17 protein-coding genes are annotated in these 17,951 nt (G+C 41.6%); 16 read left to right on the forward strand and 1 reads right to left on the reverse strand.

Translation table 11 applies throughout. From position 1 onward, the window contains the following. The first annotated feature begins 498 nt into the window (after positions 1-498). The 9 genes from FTU13_RS08200 to FTU13_RS08240 all read left to right on the forward strand — a co-directional run bounded on the left by FTU13_RS08200 (position 499) and on the right by FTU13_RS08240 (position 10,351). Positions 499-1,977: an NAD(P)/FAD-dependent oxidoreductase gene (locus FTU13_RS08200; protein WP_180132049.1), complete on the forward strand. Its 1,479-nt coding sequence runs from the start codon at positions 499-501 to the stop codon at positions 1,975-1,977. Continuing rightward, the gene (locus FTU13_RS08205; protein WP_180132050.1) at positions 1,974-2,912 is read left to right on the forward strand and encodes an alpha/beta hydrolase; all 939 of its coding nucleotides are present in this window, start codon (positions 1,974-1,976) and stop codon (positions 2,910-2,912) included. Before FTU13_RS08200 ends, FTU13_RS08205 begins: the two co-directional genes overlap by 4 nt. Positions 2,913-2,923: 11 nt before the next feature. Next, on the forward strand, positions 2,924-4,066 hold the full coding sequence (locus tag FTU13_RS08210) for an iron-containing alcohol dehydrogenase (RefSeq protein WP_180132051.1): 1,143 nt from the start codon (positions 2,924-2,926) through the stop codon (positions 4,064-4,066). Between the two features lie 16 nt (positions 4,067-4,082). Beyond that, the gene (locus FTU13_RS08215; RefSeq protein ID WP_180132053.1) at positions 4,083-5,492 is read left to right on the forward strand and encodes a sigma-54-dependent Fis family transcriptional regulator; all 1,410 of its coding nucleotides are present in this window, start codon (positions 4,083-4,085) and stop codon (positions 5,490-5,492) included. Positions 5,493-5,512: 20 nt separating this feature from the next. Further along, on the forward strand, positions 5,513-6,955 hold the full coding sequence (locus FTU13_RS08220; RefSeq protein WP_180132055.1) for an NAD-dependent succinate-semialdehyde dehydrogenase: 1,443 nt from the start codon (positions 5,513-5,515) through the stop codon (positions 6,953-6,955). A 42-nt stretch (positions 6,956-6,997) separates the two neighbouring features. Then, entirely contained in the window at positions 6,998-8,359 is a 1,362-nt protein-coding gene (locus FTU13_RS08225; protein ID WP_180132056.1) for an MFS transporter, read from the forward strand. Positions 8,360-8,471: 112 nt separating this feature from the next. Next, on the forward strand, positions 8,472-9,197 hold the full coding sequence (locus FTU13_RS08230; RefSeq protein WP_180132057.1) for an SDR family NAD(P)-dependent oxidoreductase: 726 nt from the start codon (positions 8,472-8,474) through the stop codon (positions 9,195-9,197). Beyond that, positions 9,190-9,615, forward strand: a complete 426-nt coding sequence (locus tag FTU13_RS08235) for a thioesterase family protein (RefSeq protein WP_180132058.1) — start codon at positions 9,190-9,192, stop codon at positions 9,613-9,615. Before FTU13_RS08230 ends, FTU13_RS08235 begins: the two co-directional genes overlap by 8 nt. Beyond that, the gene (locus FTU13_RS08240) at positions 9,605-10,351 is read left to right on the forward strand and encodes an SDR family NAD(P)-dependent oxidoreductase (protein ID WP_180132059.1); all 747 of its coding nucleotides are present in this window, start codon (positions 9,605-9,607) and stop codon (positions 10,349-10,351) included. The genes FTU13_RS08235 and FTU13_RS08240 overlap by 11 nt, the downstream gene beginning before the upstream one ends. Before the next feature lie 57 nt (positions 10,352-10,408). Here the strand turns inward: FTU13_RS08240 and FTU13_RS08245 are convergent, their stop codons facing one another. Beyond that, a complete protein-coding gene (locus FTU13_RS08245) occupies positions 10,409-11,155 on the reverse strand; it encodes an IS5 family transposase (RefSeq protein ID WP_180132060.1) in 747 nt (248 codons plus the stop codon). 1,021 nt (positions 11,156-12,176) lie between these two features. Here FTU13_RS08245 and FTU13_RS08250 point away from each other — a divergent pair. The 7 genes from FTU13_RS08250 to FTU13_RS08280 all read left to right on the forward strand — a co-directional run bounded on the left by FTU13_RS08250 (position 12,177) and on the right by FTU13_RS08280 (position 17,163). Further along, complete coding sequence (locus FTU13_RS08250; protein ID WP_180132068.1) at positions 12,177-12,437, forward strand: hypothetical protein; 261 nt, start codon at positions 12,177-12,179, stop codon at positions 12,435-12,437. 18 nt (positions 12,438-12,455) lie between these two features. Continuing rightward, positions 12,456-13,022, forward strand: a complete 567-nt coding sequence (locus FTU13_RS08255) for a hypothetical protein (protein WP_180132061.1) — start codon at positions 12,456-12,458, stop codon at positions 13,020-13,022. 11 nt (positions 13,023-13,033) lie between these two features. Next, entirely contained in the window at positions 13,034-13,414 is a 381-nt protein-coding gene (locus tag FTU13_RS08260; protein ID WP_180132062.1) for a hypothetical protein, read from the forward strand. Between the two features lie 118 nt (positions 13,415-13,532). Beyond that, on the forward strand, positions 13,533-13,835 hold the full coding sequence (locus FTU13_RS08265) for a hypothetical protein (protein ID WP_180132069.1): 303 nt from the start codon (positions 13,533-13,535) through the stop codon (positions 13,833-13,835). Positions 13,836-13,895: 60 nt separating this feature from the next. Continuing rightward, entirely contained in the window at positions 13,896-14,930 is a 1,035-nt protein-coding gene (locus FTU13_RS08270) for a DUF932 domain-containing protein (protein ID WP_180132063.1), read from the forward strand. Between the two features lie 219 nt (positions 14,931-15,149). Beyond that, positions 15,150-16,166 (forward strand): YqaJ viral recombinase family protein, encoded by a 1,017-nt coding sequence (locus tag FTU13_RS08275; protein ID WP_373684603.1) that lies wholly within the window; start codon positions 15,150-15,152, stop codon positions 16,164-16,166. Between the two features lie 61 nt (positions 16,167-16,227). Then, positions 16,228-17,163, forward strand: coding sequence for a hydrolase or metal-binding protein (locus FTU13_RS08280; protein ID WP_180132066.1), 936 nt, complete (start codon positions 16,228-16,230; stop codon positions 17,161-17,163). Positions 17,164-17,951: the final 788 nt, after the last annotated feature.

A 17,951-nucleotide genomic window follows, 5' to 3' on the forward strand; every position in this document is an offset into this window, starting at 1 on the left:
TGTGTATTTGATTCGTAGCGAAAGTTGGCAAAGAGATGAAATAATTTAAATCACTCTCAATGATCTATAGAGAATGAAATTAAAGAATTAATTCATCAATCTGCTGATTTGAGACTTTTGTCAGAATTGGAATAATCAGCATATTTAACAGTTGCTTGCCAATTTGACATAGAAATATTCAAAAGCTTAAAAAATGACTAATTTAAATATGAAATATCACGTAATAAAATAATAAAACAAGACCAAAGTATAAGAATAAATTCAGCATCTTAAGAGTGCTAAGTCTTTTAAAAATTATCTACAACAGAGTGCTGAGTAAAAAATTCATCAATATATTCACATATATGAATAAATTCATCAGATATTGCATGTATTAATTAACTTAATCTAATCTAAAACAACAAGTTATTGTTTATGTGAAAGTTGGCATGAATATTGAAATGTATCTTGTGATGATTTTTTTCATTAGATATGGAAATTTTTTAAAGGATTGAGCAAATGACTAGTGAAGTAATTGATGTTGCAATTTTAGGTTCAGGTTATGGCGGTTTAGGCATGGGCGCACTGCTTAAACGCAACGGTCTACATAATTTTAAGATTTTTGAAAAAGCGTCAGCCCTAGGTGGTGTTTGGCGTGACAATATTTATCCGGGTGCTGCCTGTGATACCCAATCGCATATTTATTGCTTCACTTATTTCCCCAATTTGCGTGTCAGCAGTATGTATGCAGGCCAAAGCGAATTGCTGGATTATCTACAGCGCTTGGCAAAACATTTTGATTTAGAACCACATATTCAATATGATGCTGAAATTACCCAAGCGGTGTGGAATTCACAAGAACAGCTGTGGGATTTACAAATTCGTGGGCAAGCACCCGTAAAGGCTAAGGTATTTGTACCAGCATGGGGACAACTAAATAAAGCAGTTACACCACATTTTAAAGGCGCAGAAAAATTCAAAGGCCAAGCCTTTCATTCAGCGGCGTGGGACTATGATATCGACTTAAGCGGTAAAAAAGTCGTTAGTATTGGCAATGCGGCCAGTGCAGTGCAGTACATTCCTGAAGTCGCTAGAGCGGCTGGGCATTTAACAGTATTTCAGCGTAGCGCCAATTGGATTATGCCACGCGGGCAAATTGTATTCACAGATGCCGAATTAGATGAATTTGAAAGAAATCCAGAGACATTTTTTGCTAGCCGTAATGAAATTCATCGGATGCGTGAAGAAGGATTTGACCGCACACAGCAGGGTACAGCATCTCAGCAAGAAGGTGTACGTATTGCTTTGGAACACTTACATAGCAGCATACAAGATGAAGAACTGCGTAAAAAGCTCACACCAGATTATGAGTTCGGCTGCAAGCGTATTCTACGTACCGATGATTATTTTCCAGCGCTGAACCGTGACAACGTGTCTTTAGTCACGGATGGTATTGCTGAAATCACTGAAAATGCTGTTATTACCACTACTGGAGAAGTGATTGAAGCGGATGTAATCATTTATGGTACAGGTTTTGCCAGCCAAAACTTTAATGGTGATTTGGACATTATTGGCAATCAAGGCGAGCGTTTGTCAGACCTTTGGTCAGAGGGAGCAGAAGCATATCTTGGCCTAACAGTGCCATCATTTAACAATATGTTCCTGATCTATGGTCCAAATACCAATTTAAACCACAACTCCATTGTGACGATGCTAGAAATTCAGCATCAATATGTTGTGGATGCAACACAATACATTTTGAAGCAACAAACCTCTTTGGATGTTAAAGCAGATAAATTCAGAGCATACAATGTTGATATCCAAGCCAAAATGGCCGGTTCTGCATTTTCATCAGACTGCTCAAGTTGGTACAAAAATGCGGCAGGTAAAGTCATCAATAACTGGCCTTTAAATGTAGAAGCTTACCGCAGCTATACCCAGTTTAATGCCGAAGATTATGCTTCACCACGCCATACAGCTGTAGGTGAATTCGCATGAGCCGCATGCTGCACCCCGATGCTCAGCCGATTATTGAAGCCTTTTTAAAAAATGGCGGATTGTCATTTGAAAAAATGGGTGAAATTCCAGCGCTGCGAGCAGGTTACGAAGCCAATTGCGTCTTGGCGGCGATGCGCGATTTAGACCATATCCAAACACGGGATATTGAGGCTGAGATTGCAGGTGAGCCAGTTCATCTTCGTCTATATGACCGTGAATTAGAATGTAGTGAGGCACGTCCAACTGTGTTGTTTATTCATGGTGGTGGATGGGTGATTGGTAATCTAAACAGCCATGATTCAATTTGTAGAAAAATTGCAGACAGTGCGGATGTACGAGTGATTGCCGTAGATTACCGTTTAGCCCCAGAGCATGCCTTTCCAGTCCCTTACTGTGATTGTGACAATGCACTCCAGTACATTGTAGCGAATCAGGAAGCATGGAAAGTCAATGTAGATCGTATGGTGTTTTGCGGTGACAGCGCAGGTGCAAATTTGGCGGCATACCTTGGGCAAAATTTTTATCAAAAATATCAAATTCAGCTGAAAGCGCAGGTGCTGCTTTATCCAGTAATTGGTTTCTATCCTGAATCAGCCAGTTATGCAGCGTATAACGAGGGTTTTCCTTTGGTGCAAAGTACCATGCATTGGTTCTTCGATCAGCTGACAGACAGTGAGTCTGCTAAAGCCCAAGTATCGCTACTTGATCAGCCTTTCGACCCTGCCAATGGAGAAATTTATCTCCTGACACTGGAACATGATCCACTACGTGATGAGGCTTTGCTTTATCTACAACGTGCAATTCAAAGCGGCATCAGTGTGGAGTATCACCATTTATCAGGTTTGATGCATGGCATTTTTACTTTAGCGGGCAAGTTGCCCGTAGCAGAAGAATATCTAGGACAGATCGGCAAATACATTGCTAATAAAATCTAACAGGGCAGTTTATGACTTTTTCGACATTTAAAAGCGCGAATAAATTAATCACTGGGCAGGATGCACTGGATTATTTGGCACAGGCGCTGCTGAAATTTAATATTCAAAAACCGCTGATTGTCAGTGACCAAGGCGTAGTGAAATCGGGCACCATCCAGCACGTGCTGGATCTACTGGATATTGAATATTCCATTTACGATTCTGTTAAACCCGAGCCAGAGCTAGAACAGGTACAGGATTGTATTGAATTTTATCATTCGCATCAAAGTGATGCTGTGATTGCTGTCGGTGGTGGCAGTGCATTAGATATTGCTAAATGCGTCGCTGCTTTCGCGGGTCAGGACGGTGAGATCCGTGATTTTGTTGGTACTGATAAAATTCAGGGCCGCAACATTCCGCTCATTGTGATCCCTACAACTTCTGGTACAGGTTCAGAAGTTACCAACATTGCTATTCTTTCAGATACAGCCAATCAAATGAAGCAGGGCATTGTCAGTGATTATCTGTTGCCAGATGTTGCGATTGTTTCGCCGCTAATGTCGGTGAGTTGTCCAGCATCTGTGACGGCTGCCAGCGGTGTAGATGCTTTAGTACATGCGATAGAAGCTTATATCTCTGTTAATCATACCGAGATTACAGATGCTCTGGCATTGCAGGCGATTGAGCTGATTGTGGAATATTTGCCACAAGCTTATGCCTTGCCGTCCAACTTAATTGCACGGGAAAAAATGGCAACTGCCAGCTTAATGGCTGGATTGGCCTTTGGTAACGCAGGCGTGGGCGCTGTCCATGCCTTGGCTTATCCATTGGGTGGAAAATTCAAAATGGCGCATGGGGTCAGCAATGCCTTGATGTTGCCTTATGTACTGGAATGGAATGTGTTGGGCTGTGCTGAGCGACTGAGCAAAATCGCAGTCATTTTGAAACTGGCAGAAGGTCAGCAACATCTATCAAATGCGGAAAAATTGGTGGAATTCCTTCATCGTTTTTGCCAGCAATTAAACATTCCATCAGGGCTACGTGTTTTTGGTATTTTGGAATCAGATATTCCAGCTTTGGCAGCTGAAGCAATTAAGGTGGAGCGTCTGCTGAAAAATAACCCTCGCCAATTGAGTGTGCAGGATATAGAAGCCATTTACCGCGAAGCTTACTGAGCCTAAAGGAACTGCCATGAGCATAGATCAGGTTGAAGCCTTTATTAAAGCCAGTAAAGACCGTTTTGCATTACAGTCACGTGAAGGCCGATCAATATTTGAAATTGAGCCGATTCGCTCTTTAATTGATGCAATTCAGGACGGCATTTACATCACCGATGCTGATGCGGTCACCATTGCCGTCAACAATGCTTATGAACGTATTACTGGTTTAAACCGTAGCATCTTAATTGGGCGCTATATGGGTGATCTGGTGGAAGTCGGTTACCTATCGAATTCCGCTTCACTCGAGGTGATTAAGCGCAGGGAAGTGGTGACGCTGGTTCAGACCATTCATGGTTGTCAAAAAATACTGGTGACGGGTAGTCCGATTTTTGATGAGCGTCAGCAATTGATGTGCGTGGTGACCAGTGTACGCGATATTACTGAATTGCTGCGCGCTAAACATGCGCAGGAACAGCTGGAAAATCTGTTTCGTAGTCAGTCGCAATATCACATTTCGAGTGCAGCCCATGACCTGATCATTTCGCGTGAAACCCGCAAGATTTTTGATTTGGCAACCAATATTGCCAAATTTGACAGCAAGGTGCTGCTGCGGGGAGAAACGGGCACAGGTAAAAGTAAATTGGCACGTTATATCCATAGTATTGGCTCAAGAGCAGAACAGGCATTTTTAGAGCTGAATTGTTCAGGCATCCCAGACAATTTGCTGGAAATTGAATTGTTTGGCTATGTGCCAGGTGCATTTACTGGTGCATCGACTAAGGGCAAAAAAGGGCTGCTCGAAATTGCTCATCAAGGCACGCTGTTTCTTGATGAAATTGGTGATCTGCCACTGAGTATGCAAGTTAAGTTATTAAAAGTCATTGAAGATCAGCGCTTTTTACCCGTTGGGGCAACCGAATTTAAGCAGGTTGATATTCGGATTATCGCAGCTACACATCGAAATTTGGAAGAGATGATCTCTGAAGGAGAATTCCGCGAGGATCTGTTCTACCGAATCAATGTGGTGGATTTAGAGCTGCCACCGTTACGCCAGCGCCGTTCAGAAATTCTGCCATTGGTGCAGCAATATCAAAAAATATTCAATGATAAATACCAAATGAATAAGCATTTTAGCCCAGAAGTGATTGAAGTTCTCGCACAGCAGTCATGGCCAGGAAATATTCGTCAGCTGGTAAATGTGATTGAAAGCATGATGGTCAGCACATCACAGGATGAAATTCAACCTGAAGATTTACCTAAAGAATTTAAACACAATCCAACTTCGAATGTGGAGCAAAACTTAAAAGATCGAGTTTTAGCGTTTGAACGTAATTTAATTTTAGAAGCACTACAGCTGCATGGCTCAACGCGAGCTACAGCAGACGCCTTAGGTGTAGAACAATCCACTTTAGTCAAAAAAATCGCACGATTTAAGCAATAAATACATTAGGAATGAAAAATATGGATATTAGCCAGCTGTCTGTTTTTGAGTACAGATGTTTAATTAATGGTAAATGGGTTTCTTCAGCAGAAACACTTGCAGTGAGTAACCCACTGGATCAGTCGCACATTACTGATGTACCGCTGCTTGGCGAATTAGAAATTGAACAAGCTATTGTTGATGCAGATATTGCACAAAAGAAATGGAAGAATGTCGCACCGAATGAACGTAGTCGTATCCTAAGAAATTGGTTTGATCTGCTGATGCAGCATCAGGATGATTTAGCGACCATTATGACCGTCGAGCAGGGCAAACCGCTCAAAGAAGCTAAGGGCGAAATTGCTTATGCTGCCAGCTATATTGAATGGTTTAGCGAAGAAGCCAAACGTAGTTATGGCGATATCATTCCTTCTGCAGCTAACAGCGAAATTTTGGTTTTTAAAGAAGCTATTGGTGTTTGTGCAGCCATTACGCCGTGGAATTTCCCAGCAGCTATGATTACCCGTAAAGTTGCGCCAGCCTTGGCTGCGGGTTGCAGCATTATCGTCAAACCTGCTTCTGAAACACCGCTTACAGCACTGGCAATTGCCAAATTAGCAGTGCAGGCGGGTATTCCAAGTGGTGTTTTCAATGTGGTTACAGGCTCATCAACCAAAATTGGTCAGATGTTTACGGCACATCCGTTAATTAAAAAACTTAGTTTTACAGGTTCAACCGAAATTGGCGCAAAGCTGATGGCACAAAGCGCACCAACAGTGAAAAAACTGTCTTTAGAACTGGGCGGCAATGCACCAGTATTGGTCTTTAATTCAGCCCAACTGGATCAGGCGGTACAGGGTGTGATGGATACAAAATTCCGTAATGCAGGTCAGACCTGTGTATGCGCCAACCGTATTTATGTGCAAAGCGCGATTTATGACGAATTTGTCGAAAAACTCAAAGTCAAAGTTGAAGCATTGAAATTGGGCAATGGCCTAGAAGTAGAAACTGATATTGGCCCATTGATCAACCGTAAAGCAGTGAAAAAAGTTGAAGAACATATTGCTGATGCTTTGGCCAAAGGTGCCTCACTGGTTGCTGGTAAAGCAGAGAACACTGAGGGAAATTGGTGTGTCCCTACATTGGTAAAAGATGTGACACAAGACATGTTGTGTGCCAAAGAAGAAACCTTTGGGCCATTTGCACCAATCTTTAAATTTGAGACAGAAGCTGAAGTCTTGGCGATGTCCAACGATACGGAATTTGGTTTGGCCTCATATGTTTTTACTCAAGATTTGAATCAATTTATCCGTGTGGCACGCGGGCTGGAGTATGGGATGGTGGGGATTAATACCGGCCTAATTTCTAATGCTGCTGCACCGTTTGGTGGGGTGAAATCTTCTGGCATTGGCCGTGAGGGTTCGAAATATGGCATGGATGAATATTTGGAAATGAAATATGTCTGTTTAGGCAATATCAACTAAGTAAAACATCAGATTAATTTTATTGTAAAACAGGAAGTTCACATGGAAGCAGTGAATCAAGCAGCGATCGACGTAGAGTCTGCTGATAAATCTTCGATTAAAAAAGTTGTCGGTGCTGCAATGGCTGGCACGATTGCAGAATGGTATGAATTTTTTATTTACGGCATTGCCAGTACTTTGGTTTTCTCCAAATTGTTTTTTCCGGCTATGGGTGATGGCAGTGTACTGATGGGCATTATTGCTGCCTTTGCAACCTATGCCGTTGGCTTTATTGCACGTCCACTTGGCGGTTTGGTTTTTGGTCATTATGGTGATAAATACGGCCGTAAAAAACTACTGCAAATCAGTTTGATTATGGTTGGTTTTGCCACTTTTGCCATGGGTTGTATTCCTTCTTATGCCAGTATTGGTTATGCAGCGCCAGCCATTTTGGTTCTGCTACGCTTTATTCAAGGTTTTGCGGTTGGTGGTGAATGGGGCGGCGCAATGCTGTTGGTCGGCGAACATAGTCCCGAGCATCAGCGTGGATTTTGGACCAGCTTTCCACAAGCAGCAGCTTGTGCAGGGAATGTCTTAGCGAGTTTGGTACTTTTGGGGCTGTCTTATACCTTGTTGCAGGAAGACTTTTTAGCTTGGGGCTGGCGTATTGCGTTTTGGCTTTCTGCTATTATTGTATTTATTGGCTATTACATTCGTAAAAATGTTGAAGAATCTGATGTTTTTAAAGCGCAAATTGAACGTCAAGAGCAAGAGCAAAAAGCCTCAGCGGGTTTGAAGGAAGTATTGGTGCAATACCCGCGTCAGGCGTTGTTGGGTATGTTAATGCGTGTTGGTGAAAACTCAACCTATTATATTATTGTGGTGTTCTCCATTGCTTATCTTTCAATTCAGCTGAAATTTGACTACACCACAATTTTATTCTTACTACTCTGTGCCAACGCGTTCCAATTCTTTGCCATGATTTTTTCAGGCTTTATTTCCGACAAAATTGGCCGTAAACGTACCATGTATATTGGCTATGCAGGTCTTGTAATTTGGTTGCCATTTTATTTTACAGGACTGAATACTGGCGCATTCTTGACTGTTTTAATTTCGATGTGTGTGGGGCTGTATTTCCAAGCCATGTGCTACGCGGGTCAAGGTGCAGTCTTAGCAGAGATTTTCCCAACGCGTATGCGTTATTCGGGGTCATCGTTCTGTTATCAAATCAGTTCAATTTTAGCGGGTTCTATCGCACCGATGATTGCAACCTTGTTGTGGAAAACTTATGACTCAACCACACCAATTACGATTTACATTTTTGGGGTGATTGTACTGTCTGTCTTCGCAATCTTCATGTTACAGGAAACGCGTGGCCGTTCATTACATGACGTCGATCATGAGGATCGCACACAGTTTTCATAAGGAATGAGCTATCCAGCATCAGCGTAAACATTGCTGATGCTGGCAGTGACTGAGCAATACATCGTAATAAACACATTGAACCTGATTAAAAATTTGAATGGAACATAAAAATATGAAAGGACTGCAACATAAAACTGTCGTTTTAACTGGCGCACTAGGGGGAATTGCCCGCGCGGTTATACATGCCTTTGATCCCTACGATGTGAATTTTATTTTAATAGATGTGGTTCCAGAAGACCGTGAATTTTTAGACAGTCTAAACAGTCACGCACATTATTTTCAGGCAGATATTGCATCTCCTAATGTCATGGATACTGTGACTGAACAAGCACTGCAGCTGTATCCAAAGGTTGATTTTATTATTCATGCCGCTGGCCTGTATAAGCATATTGAACTTTCAGATTTAAGCTTCGAACAGTGGATCCATCAGATTAATATTAATTTGAATGCCAATTACTATCTGATCAAAAGTTTTTTGCCAGCCATGTCTGAGAAGAGTGCGATTGTCAATATTTCTTCCATTGCAGGTCATCAGGGCAGTATTGCCCATACAGCTTATGCAACAGCAAAGGGGGGAGTTATTGCACTGACCAAAAGTCTTGCCATCGAGTTAGCACCACGTACAAGAGTTAATACGGTTTCCCCTGGGCTGATAGATACTGCAATGATGAAGGGCATGAGTGATGAAAAACGACAAGGGATGATTCAAACCACGCCGCTGAAACGTTTGGGCCAGCCTGAAGAAATTGCTGAAGTAATCACCTTCCTATGCAGCACTGGCGCATCCTATATTACGGGTGAAAATATTCATGTGAATGGGGGGCTGTACCGTGACTGATTTGAGTCTATCTGAAGTCAGCCGTCCAATCTCTTGGGGAGAAATGGATTTATTTGGACATCTGAATAATGTGCACTATTTTCGTTATTTAGAAGATGCTCGGATAGCATTTTTAAATCATCTGCAATTTTTTGAAAATGATCTATATAGCGTGATTTTGAAAAATGAATGCGAATATCGTCGTCCAGTGGTTTATCCCGATCATTTAATTACCCACTCATATGTCACGCATGTAGGTAACACCAGTTTTACGATGCTGTATGAAGTATTCAGCGAGCAGCAGGAGTCGCTCGTCGCCATTGGTAAAAGTGTAATTGTGATTGTGGATCCAGTCAGTTTTGAAAAGAAATCTATACCTACAGAAATGCGTGAAAAGCTAATTGAATATATGCAGGAGTTTCAGCCAGATGGACAATAAATCAAAGATATCTCAGCGTGTGGCAATGATCAGCGGTGCTGCTTCAGGCATTGGCAAAGCAGCAGCATGCGCTATGGCAGAACAATCTTGTCGTCTATGCCTGTTGGATTTAAATGCACAGGCTCTTGAGGAGTTGAAAGCGCAGCTGCAGGATAAAACCGAAATTATTACCTTCTGCGGCGATGTTACCGATGCGAAGTTTATTCAGTCTGCCGTCAACGCAATTGAACAACAGTTTGGCCGTTTGGATTTTGTGCTAAATAATGCTGGTATGACATCAACAGCCAAAGGCATTGCGGATCTTGAGTTTGAAGAGTGGCATCGAGTAATGAATGTCAATGTGAATAGTATATATTATTGCCTGCATTACCAGATTCCGCTGATGCTGAAATCCGGAGGCGGTTCTATTGTCAATACATCTTCTATGCTTGGACTAATCGGTACTAAAAACCGCTCCGCTTACGTGACCAGTAAACATGCAGTGACAGGAATGACCAAAGCTGTTGCATTAGATTACGCTTCGGAAAATATCCGTGTCAACTCAGTGCATCCTGGATATATTGAAACACCGCTAATTGCGCATATCGACAGTGAAATGCTGGCAGCCAAACATCCGGTAGGGCGCTTAGGAACAGCTGATGAAGTGGCGGCCTTAGTGAAATTTTTATGGTCGGATGAAGCTAAATTTATTACTGGTTCACAGTATGTGATCGATGGTGGTTATTCTATTCAGTGATGTACGGTAGAATTTGAAAGTTTAGGGTCTGTTGACATTTACTGTTCATAATTAAACCTATAAAGGTAGCCATAAAAATATACAGGCTAAGGCAACAGCACTTTGATAATTTCTTTTGAGCTTGTGATATCGAGTAGCTATTCCTCTAAATTGCTTTAATCTACAAAACATATTTTCAACTAAATGCCTGATTTTATATAAATACCAGTCCATATGATCATTGTTCGATTGGCTATTTATTTTCTTTGGTATATTCGCTTTTGTCCCTGTTTTTCTGATCTGTTCACGCAGTGGTTCTGAATCATAGCCTTTATCTGCGCAGACCACTTTTGTCTCTTTTAAGTCTAATGTTAATATTAAATCAGGTGCAACTTTGACGTCATGTGTGGTTCCATCGGTAATCATGAAATCAACAGGATTGCCATTTGCATCAACAATCAAATGTATTTTTGAGGAGTTTCCTCCTACACTTTTAGAAATGGATTGATTCGCTATACCGGAAGAATGTTGATGAGCACGTACGTGAGAGCCATCAATAAAAATCCACTCCATATCGGGGCATGATGCTAATAATTTGAATAATCTAAGCAACTTACCACTGCTTGACCAACGATTAAAACGTTTGAAAATAGAGTTTGATTGACCGAAATAGGAAGGAATATCTCGCCACGGACAGCCTGTTCTAATTCTATAGAGAATAGCTTCAATAAAATTACGTAAATTTAAGTTGTGATGAATAGATAAATTACGCAAAATAGTTTTCAACTTTTGCCAGTGTTGATCTGTCAGCATGGTACGAGGCATAGCGAATAGTAAAATTGGGTTTGGCGATTTGATTTTACTACTTCGCTATTTTTTAAGCTAAAAGTGTCAACACACCCTAATTAATGTGTACATTATTTTTCTTATTCAATTGAATTTTTTAGATCATTAATTAAATTTAAAGATTAAATATTAATCATTTTTTTGGTTCAAGTAATATGGAAGAATGGCAGAGCGGTTTAATGCACGAGTTTTGAAAACTGACGAAAGCTTATACCCCTCCGTGAGCTAGAATCTCATTACTTTCGCTATTTTTTAATTAAATACTTGTATTTCAATGGATTTTACTTGTATTTAATTTCACCCCTCATCAAATTTTGGATTGAATTGGTTTCTTTTATCTGTATTTAGAAGATTAAGGAATGTAGTTTAAAAAATGTATTCCAACATTTAATAATTCTAAATATTTCGATTATTCATTTGCTTAGCTTACTTGACGCTATATAACGTGCAGATTATCCTTAGCCTGCTGACCTACATCGTCAGCGGGTTTTAGCAGACCCATTAACAAAGACAATATGTGAAATCCTATTTTGCATGTTGTGGACCCGTTCGTCCCCCTTTCTTTGCGGTAGGGCGGAGGGGGGACGCGCTTGCGCGTGCTGGTTTCTTTGTTACCAGTCTGCTAACCCTCCTTCGTTCTGCCACCATCATATTAGCAGTGATTTGGCAGGATTCTTTTAAAACAAAGGAGTACGCCATGCGCTTACATCAATATCATCCCTTATTTTTCTCTTTTTCAATATTTGTGCCGATTGGTCATTAGACCGCGTGCTGTGCTATTGCGCATAGCTGTATCTATGACTTTTTAAGAATAAAACTTTTTTAAATACATATTACCGATATGAAGATGAATCTCTAATGCTGTTTTGAGCTAAGTAGGTCTGTACGCTTTATCGTCTATAAAAAATTCAAAAACTTAGATATTCATTCCAAAAATATTGCATGGGGGGACACTGGATCTGCTGAAGACCGGTGATGCCTGTAAAAAGAGAAAATGACTATGTTAAAAACTTTCCTAAAAACTGCCCTGATTTCATCATTTCTTGCAGGCGCATCATGGGCGCAAGCAGGCTGGTTTGCACAAGCCAGTGAATCCTATTTGATTCAAGCGCGTCATACTGGTGGCGGGGTTTATCAGTGCATGTATAAAACCAATCCGGGCAACCGTGGCTGGCGCAATTTTACGGTGAACTTTCAGGGCGGCTGTCCGCGCGTTGTCCACTTTAATGCTCAGAATGGTCAAGTCTCTGTACCAAACTAAATACAGGGAGCATTTGAGATGAACCAAAAAACCATTTTGGGTCTGGCCGCTATTCTGGCGTTGACCATTGTAACTGTGTCAGGATTCTATTTTTTCTCTAGCAGACCTAGTGTTGAAACGCCTGTACAGACGGTCGCTGCTTCTGCAAATGAAATGCCGGCTTCAGAGACTGCTGCTTCAGAAGGCATTCCTGCTGCGGAAGTCGATGGGATTGATGTGCAGGAGCTGACTGGCGGAAAGGGATCAAATTCTGTACAGCATGAACCTGAACTGCTGAGCTGTGAGTTTGATAAAAACTTAAAAGCAGCAGATACCTTGCTGTCGATGCTTCCTTATGCAGAGCTGCCAGAATTTGAGCAGAAAAACATAGATAAGTACCAGCAGTTGGTTTTTGCCAAAGCTGCGAAAGATACAGGTAAACCCGTGAGCGGCTTTAGCTTGCAGGAACACGGCGTATTAGAGTCGGAACAGGCTGGTAACCGTTACTACGTCTATAAATTTGATAATGGTACAGACTGTGAAATCCATCTGGTCAGTATTGATTTAGAGACAGGTGACTACGGCGTGAGCTACAACTACTGCTGAGGATGATTGCTATGAATAAATGTTTTAAATCAATCCTGTTTGCAGTAACAGCTGCTGCAGGCATGATGTTATCTGGGTGCGGCTCCAGTCTTGATCCCAATACTTTTAGTGTTGAAATGAATGTAGAGGATACCAGTAACTGGTATGCGCAAAACCAAGTGGCGAATGTCATCACCATCCGTTCCAACAGCCCAGACCCCATCGATGTTACCAACGTTTTAATTAATAACGGTGAATGTAGTTATGAAGGCTATCGCAGATCACTGGAATACCCGCAGCACTTTAAAATGGGCTTGCGCTTAAGGCTGAAACTAACTGGCTGCGGTTACGATAATGTCGTGCGTGTAGATGTTGAAACGGAACAGGGAACAGCGAGCTACAGCTTTAACTAAGCGCGTTTAAATCTGAACTTCAATCTAGAGCTGACTAAACCGCATCCTAAAGGGATGCGGTTTTTTTATGCCTGTAGATCATCACTCTAAAGCTGGATTTATCTATAAGGAATATATCGTGTCCTTAATTCAATGTCCCTACTGCAAGTCGGGCAATGTCAAACAGACAGCATCTGGGAAATCAAACTCAAATTACTTTGAACAGCTGCAGCGCTGCATTTCACCTGCACAAATGGCTGTGCTGGGAGCAAGGCTTGCCAAGAAGGCTGGCTTTTCACCTGCGGCAGGCGCAGCTGTAGGTGTGGTAATTGGCGGGGTGCTGGTGGTTGTCAGCCAATACTGCTTTGAAACCTATTACAGCCAAGCCGAACAATATCACTGTTTGAACTGCCAGCAACATTTTGCTTGGGCCAAATCTTAACCGCTTTATGGCCCATTACTTCTAAATATTTTAATACAATCAATTTCAGGAATCTTTACTATGGCACATCAAATTGAACAAATGGCTTATGTCGGTGACACCCCTTGGCATGGCCTCGGCAACCAGCTTACGCATAATCAGCCGATTGAAGTCTGGGCACAGCAGGCCGGCATGGACTGGCGCATTGAATCTTCCAATGTCAGCTACATGGCGCAAAACGAACGCGGACAAAGCATCATCATGCCTTATGAAGAGCAGCGGGTCTTATACCGCTCTGATACCCATGCACCGCTATCTGTGGTTAGCCAACGTTATCAGGAAGTACAGCCTAAAGAGATATTGGAGTTCTACCGTGATCTCACAGAACAATCAGGCTTTGAACTGGAAACTGCTGGTGTACTCAAAGGTGGTAAGAAGTTCTGGGCTTTGGCACGTACAGGGCAGACGACTGCATTAAAGGGTAAAGATGTCAGCAATGGCTATGTGCTCTTAGCATCAGCCTGTGACGGTACGCTGGCAACCACGGCACAGTTTACGAGTATCCGTGTGGTGTGTAATAACACCTTAGCCATTGCACTCAAAGGTGCATCAGCCAGTGCAGGTGTAGTTAAAGTCCCACACAGTACCAAGTTTGATGCAGAAAAGGTCAAACAACAATTGGGGATTTCAGTGCGGGCATGGGATGAGCACATGTATGAAATGAAACAACTCACACAACGTAAGGTCAGTCAGCAAGAAGCTAAGGCGTACTTTGATGCGGTGTTTAACAATAGCACCATGTCAATCGCAGATCCTGAAGAAAACATCATCCAGTTCTATCGTCAGGTTGCACAAAATGCCGAAGCTCAAAACAAGGCTGAACCAAACGGTAAAGCCATGACCAAAGCCTTGGACATGTTTAATGGTCAGGGGCGGGGTGCAGAGTTGTCTTCTGCTAAAGGCACTGCTTATGGGCTACTGTGTTCGATCACCGAATTTGTTGATCATGAACGTCGTGCTATGAGTACCGATCACCGTCTAGATTCAGCTTGGTTTGGTGCGGGTGCAGGACTCAAGCAACGAGGACTCGAACAGGCTCTGTCTTTAATGGCCTGAGCTGAATGAGCCTTTACCCCGCAAGTAGTCTCAACAATCGCTGATCACAGCACTCACGTAATTCTCTCGATTTATCCAACAAGCATAAGCCATGTATAGCACCATACCCGACCTCGTGTCGGGTATGGCTTTTCTATGCCTGTCTTTTTTACAAAAACTCAGATTTATAAGGAAAGAACGATGAATCAAATGACACCAATTTCACCATCAACTAACACGATGACAGCAAGCTTCATTCCATCAACCCACAGCAGCAAACGTAGTAGTGGAGCAAAGCGTTTGGTAAATACCAAAAATATGGAATATCAGGATTGGCTTGAAGTGCGTAAGCAAGGTATAGGTAGTAGTGATGCAGCAACGGCATGTGGACTCAATCCCTATATGTCGATGCTCGAACTATGGCTGATCAAAACAGGTCGTCAGAGTCAATCCATTGAAGATGAAAGTTCGGGTGTTGCACCATTGTATTGGGGTAAACAGCTTGAGCCTTTAGTAGCTGAATACTACAGCATGCACACCAATAACAAAGTGCGTCGTGTAAATGCCGTGCTTCAACATCCTGATCCAGATAAGCATTTCATGTTAGCTAACCTAGATTACTCCGTGGTAGGCAGTGATGAAGTACAAATCTTGGAATGTAAAACCGCAGGCGAGCATGGTGCAAAACTCTGGCGTGATGGAGTGCCTCTATATGTGCTATGTCAGGTACAACATCAGTTGGCTGTCACAGGTAAACAATCAGCTCATGTCTGTGTCTTGCTCTGTGGTCATGAAACCAAGATTTTTAAAGTGACCCGTTCTGAATCCGTGATTGAACACATCATCAATGCAGAACGGTACTTTTGGCAATGTGTGGAAACCGATACACCACCATCGGTTGATGCTAGTGAATCAGCAGCCAAAGCAATACAGCAATTGTATCCAGCACATGTACCACTATCAGTTGAGGACTTCTCAGCCAATGAGAATGCCAACCTCATGTTCGACAAGCTGATCAGACTCAAAGAACAGATTCAGCATCAGCAAGAACGCTTTGATCAGCTCAAGCATCAAATCCAAATGATGATGGCAGATAAGGAGCGTGCAGTGTTTGCTCGTGGCTCAGTTGTCTGGAAGAAAGCTAAGGACTCGGTGGGGCTAAACCTCAAAGCAGTGTTAAAGCATCAACCTGATCTGATCGAGCAGTACCCACTGGAAAAGCAGGGCAGTCGTCGCTTTAACATCTATACAGACTAAACAACCAAAATTCATCAGCTCTCTATCTTAGATAGGGAGCTTTTTTATTGAAGGAAAGAATATGATTAAAGGTCTTGCAATCACACCGCCTACGCTTGGTCGTATCAGTATTGGCCGTGTTATCGAAAAGAATGGTAAACGTCTGCCTGAAAAAGACGATCAATTTACCATTACCTCACAAATCCAAAATAAGGAAAGTGGATGGGTGAAACATCCGCTGGATGAACAGCTCCGCTCTAAAGCACCCAATCAAAAGCTCAGAAGTATTCCAGTCAGAATGATCTTTAACGATCCTGAACTGAATCTACGAGCGGAGTACAGTTTATTTGATCGTCAGACAGGACGTCCTATCTGTGTGGGTAATGGTGAAACCTGTCAGCGATTGACTCAACAAGGGGTAGAACAGCATCCATGTCCATCACCAGATTTATGTCCATTAGCGCAAGGAGGACACTGTAAGCCATACGGACGTTTGCATGTGAACTTAGATGAGTCGGATGAATTCGGCACATTCATTTTTAGAACTACAGGTTTTAACAGCATACGTACTTTGGCGGCTCGGTTGAATTATTACCACGCGGCATCGAATGGTCTGCTTTCATGCCTACCTTTGCAACTGACTTTACGAGGAAAAAGCACGACACAGAGTTACCGTCAGCCAGTGTATTACGTTGATTTAACTTTAAAGGAGGGAGTGGACTTGCAGTCTGCGATTCACACTGCACGAGAAATTGATCAGCAGATCAAGCAGTCAGGATTTAATCAGGAGGCATTGGATCAAATAGCTAAGCAGGGTTATGGCAATGCACGGTTTGGGGTGAATACTGAAGAAGGGGGGGATTTGATAGAGGAGTTTTTTTATACGGAAGAGGTTATTGAATCTGAAGAGGTACAGCCTGAGTTGAATAACATAGCTAAACCTAGATTCAGTCAGGGACAAGGTTCTATTCAGAAGATGCAGCAAAGTTTGCAGGAGAGTGTGAGGGCTGTGAATTAGATACGCTTGAACTCATTCAGTTTTATGCGATTGATCTATTACTTTGCGAAATAATGCTCGAATTAGGATCAGTAATACATTTAGGTGTAAAAAATTAAAATAATAAAATTTTTTATATTTATTAAATGGATAACTATTGACTAGCTTATTTTTAATAAACTAGTCAATAGTAATGTAATTGCAGTTGCTATTATCAGTATTATTGCAGTTTTTATTATCTATGGGAATTATTGAGTAATAATAATCAATTAAAGAAGTATTATCTAACATACCTTTGTAAAGAGCTGTTTTCCAATCACAAGATAAATTAGAGTCCGATATTTCCTTTAATCTTTGATTGAGAGCATCCTTTATGTCAAATTTTTTTAATAATAAATTATCTCTCCAGAAGTAAAACTCTCCAAGTCCGAATCTTTTAATTCGTGAATTAATTTTTAATTTTTTTATATGGGTTTTAATTCTGGTTATTTCAATTGGTTCAGCATGTTCAACTAGCCTATATTTAATATTGAATTCAATATTTAGAGTCTCTTTTTTAAATATAACGACTATCTCAAATCGGATTTTATTTAAAGAATTAAAATATATGGGATGGATAAAATTTGAAATATTTGAAATATCACAGAAATATTAGATCTCTTTCATAAATCAAAAAACGATTTTCTTTTTGGTTAATATTTGCACTCCGGATTTCTTAGCATTCGTGCATAATCTGCGGATGAAATACATCGATTCAAACAAGCTTTCTGATCCTCAGTTCAAGCGATACACAGGCATCTCATGGTCAA

The organism is Acinetobacter sp. YH12064 (assembly GCF_013419735.1).
Lineage (GTDB): Bacteria > Pseudomonadota > Gammaproteobacteria > Pseudomonadales > Moraxellaceae > Acinetobacter > Acinetobacter amyesii.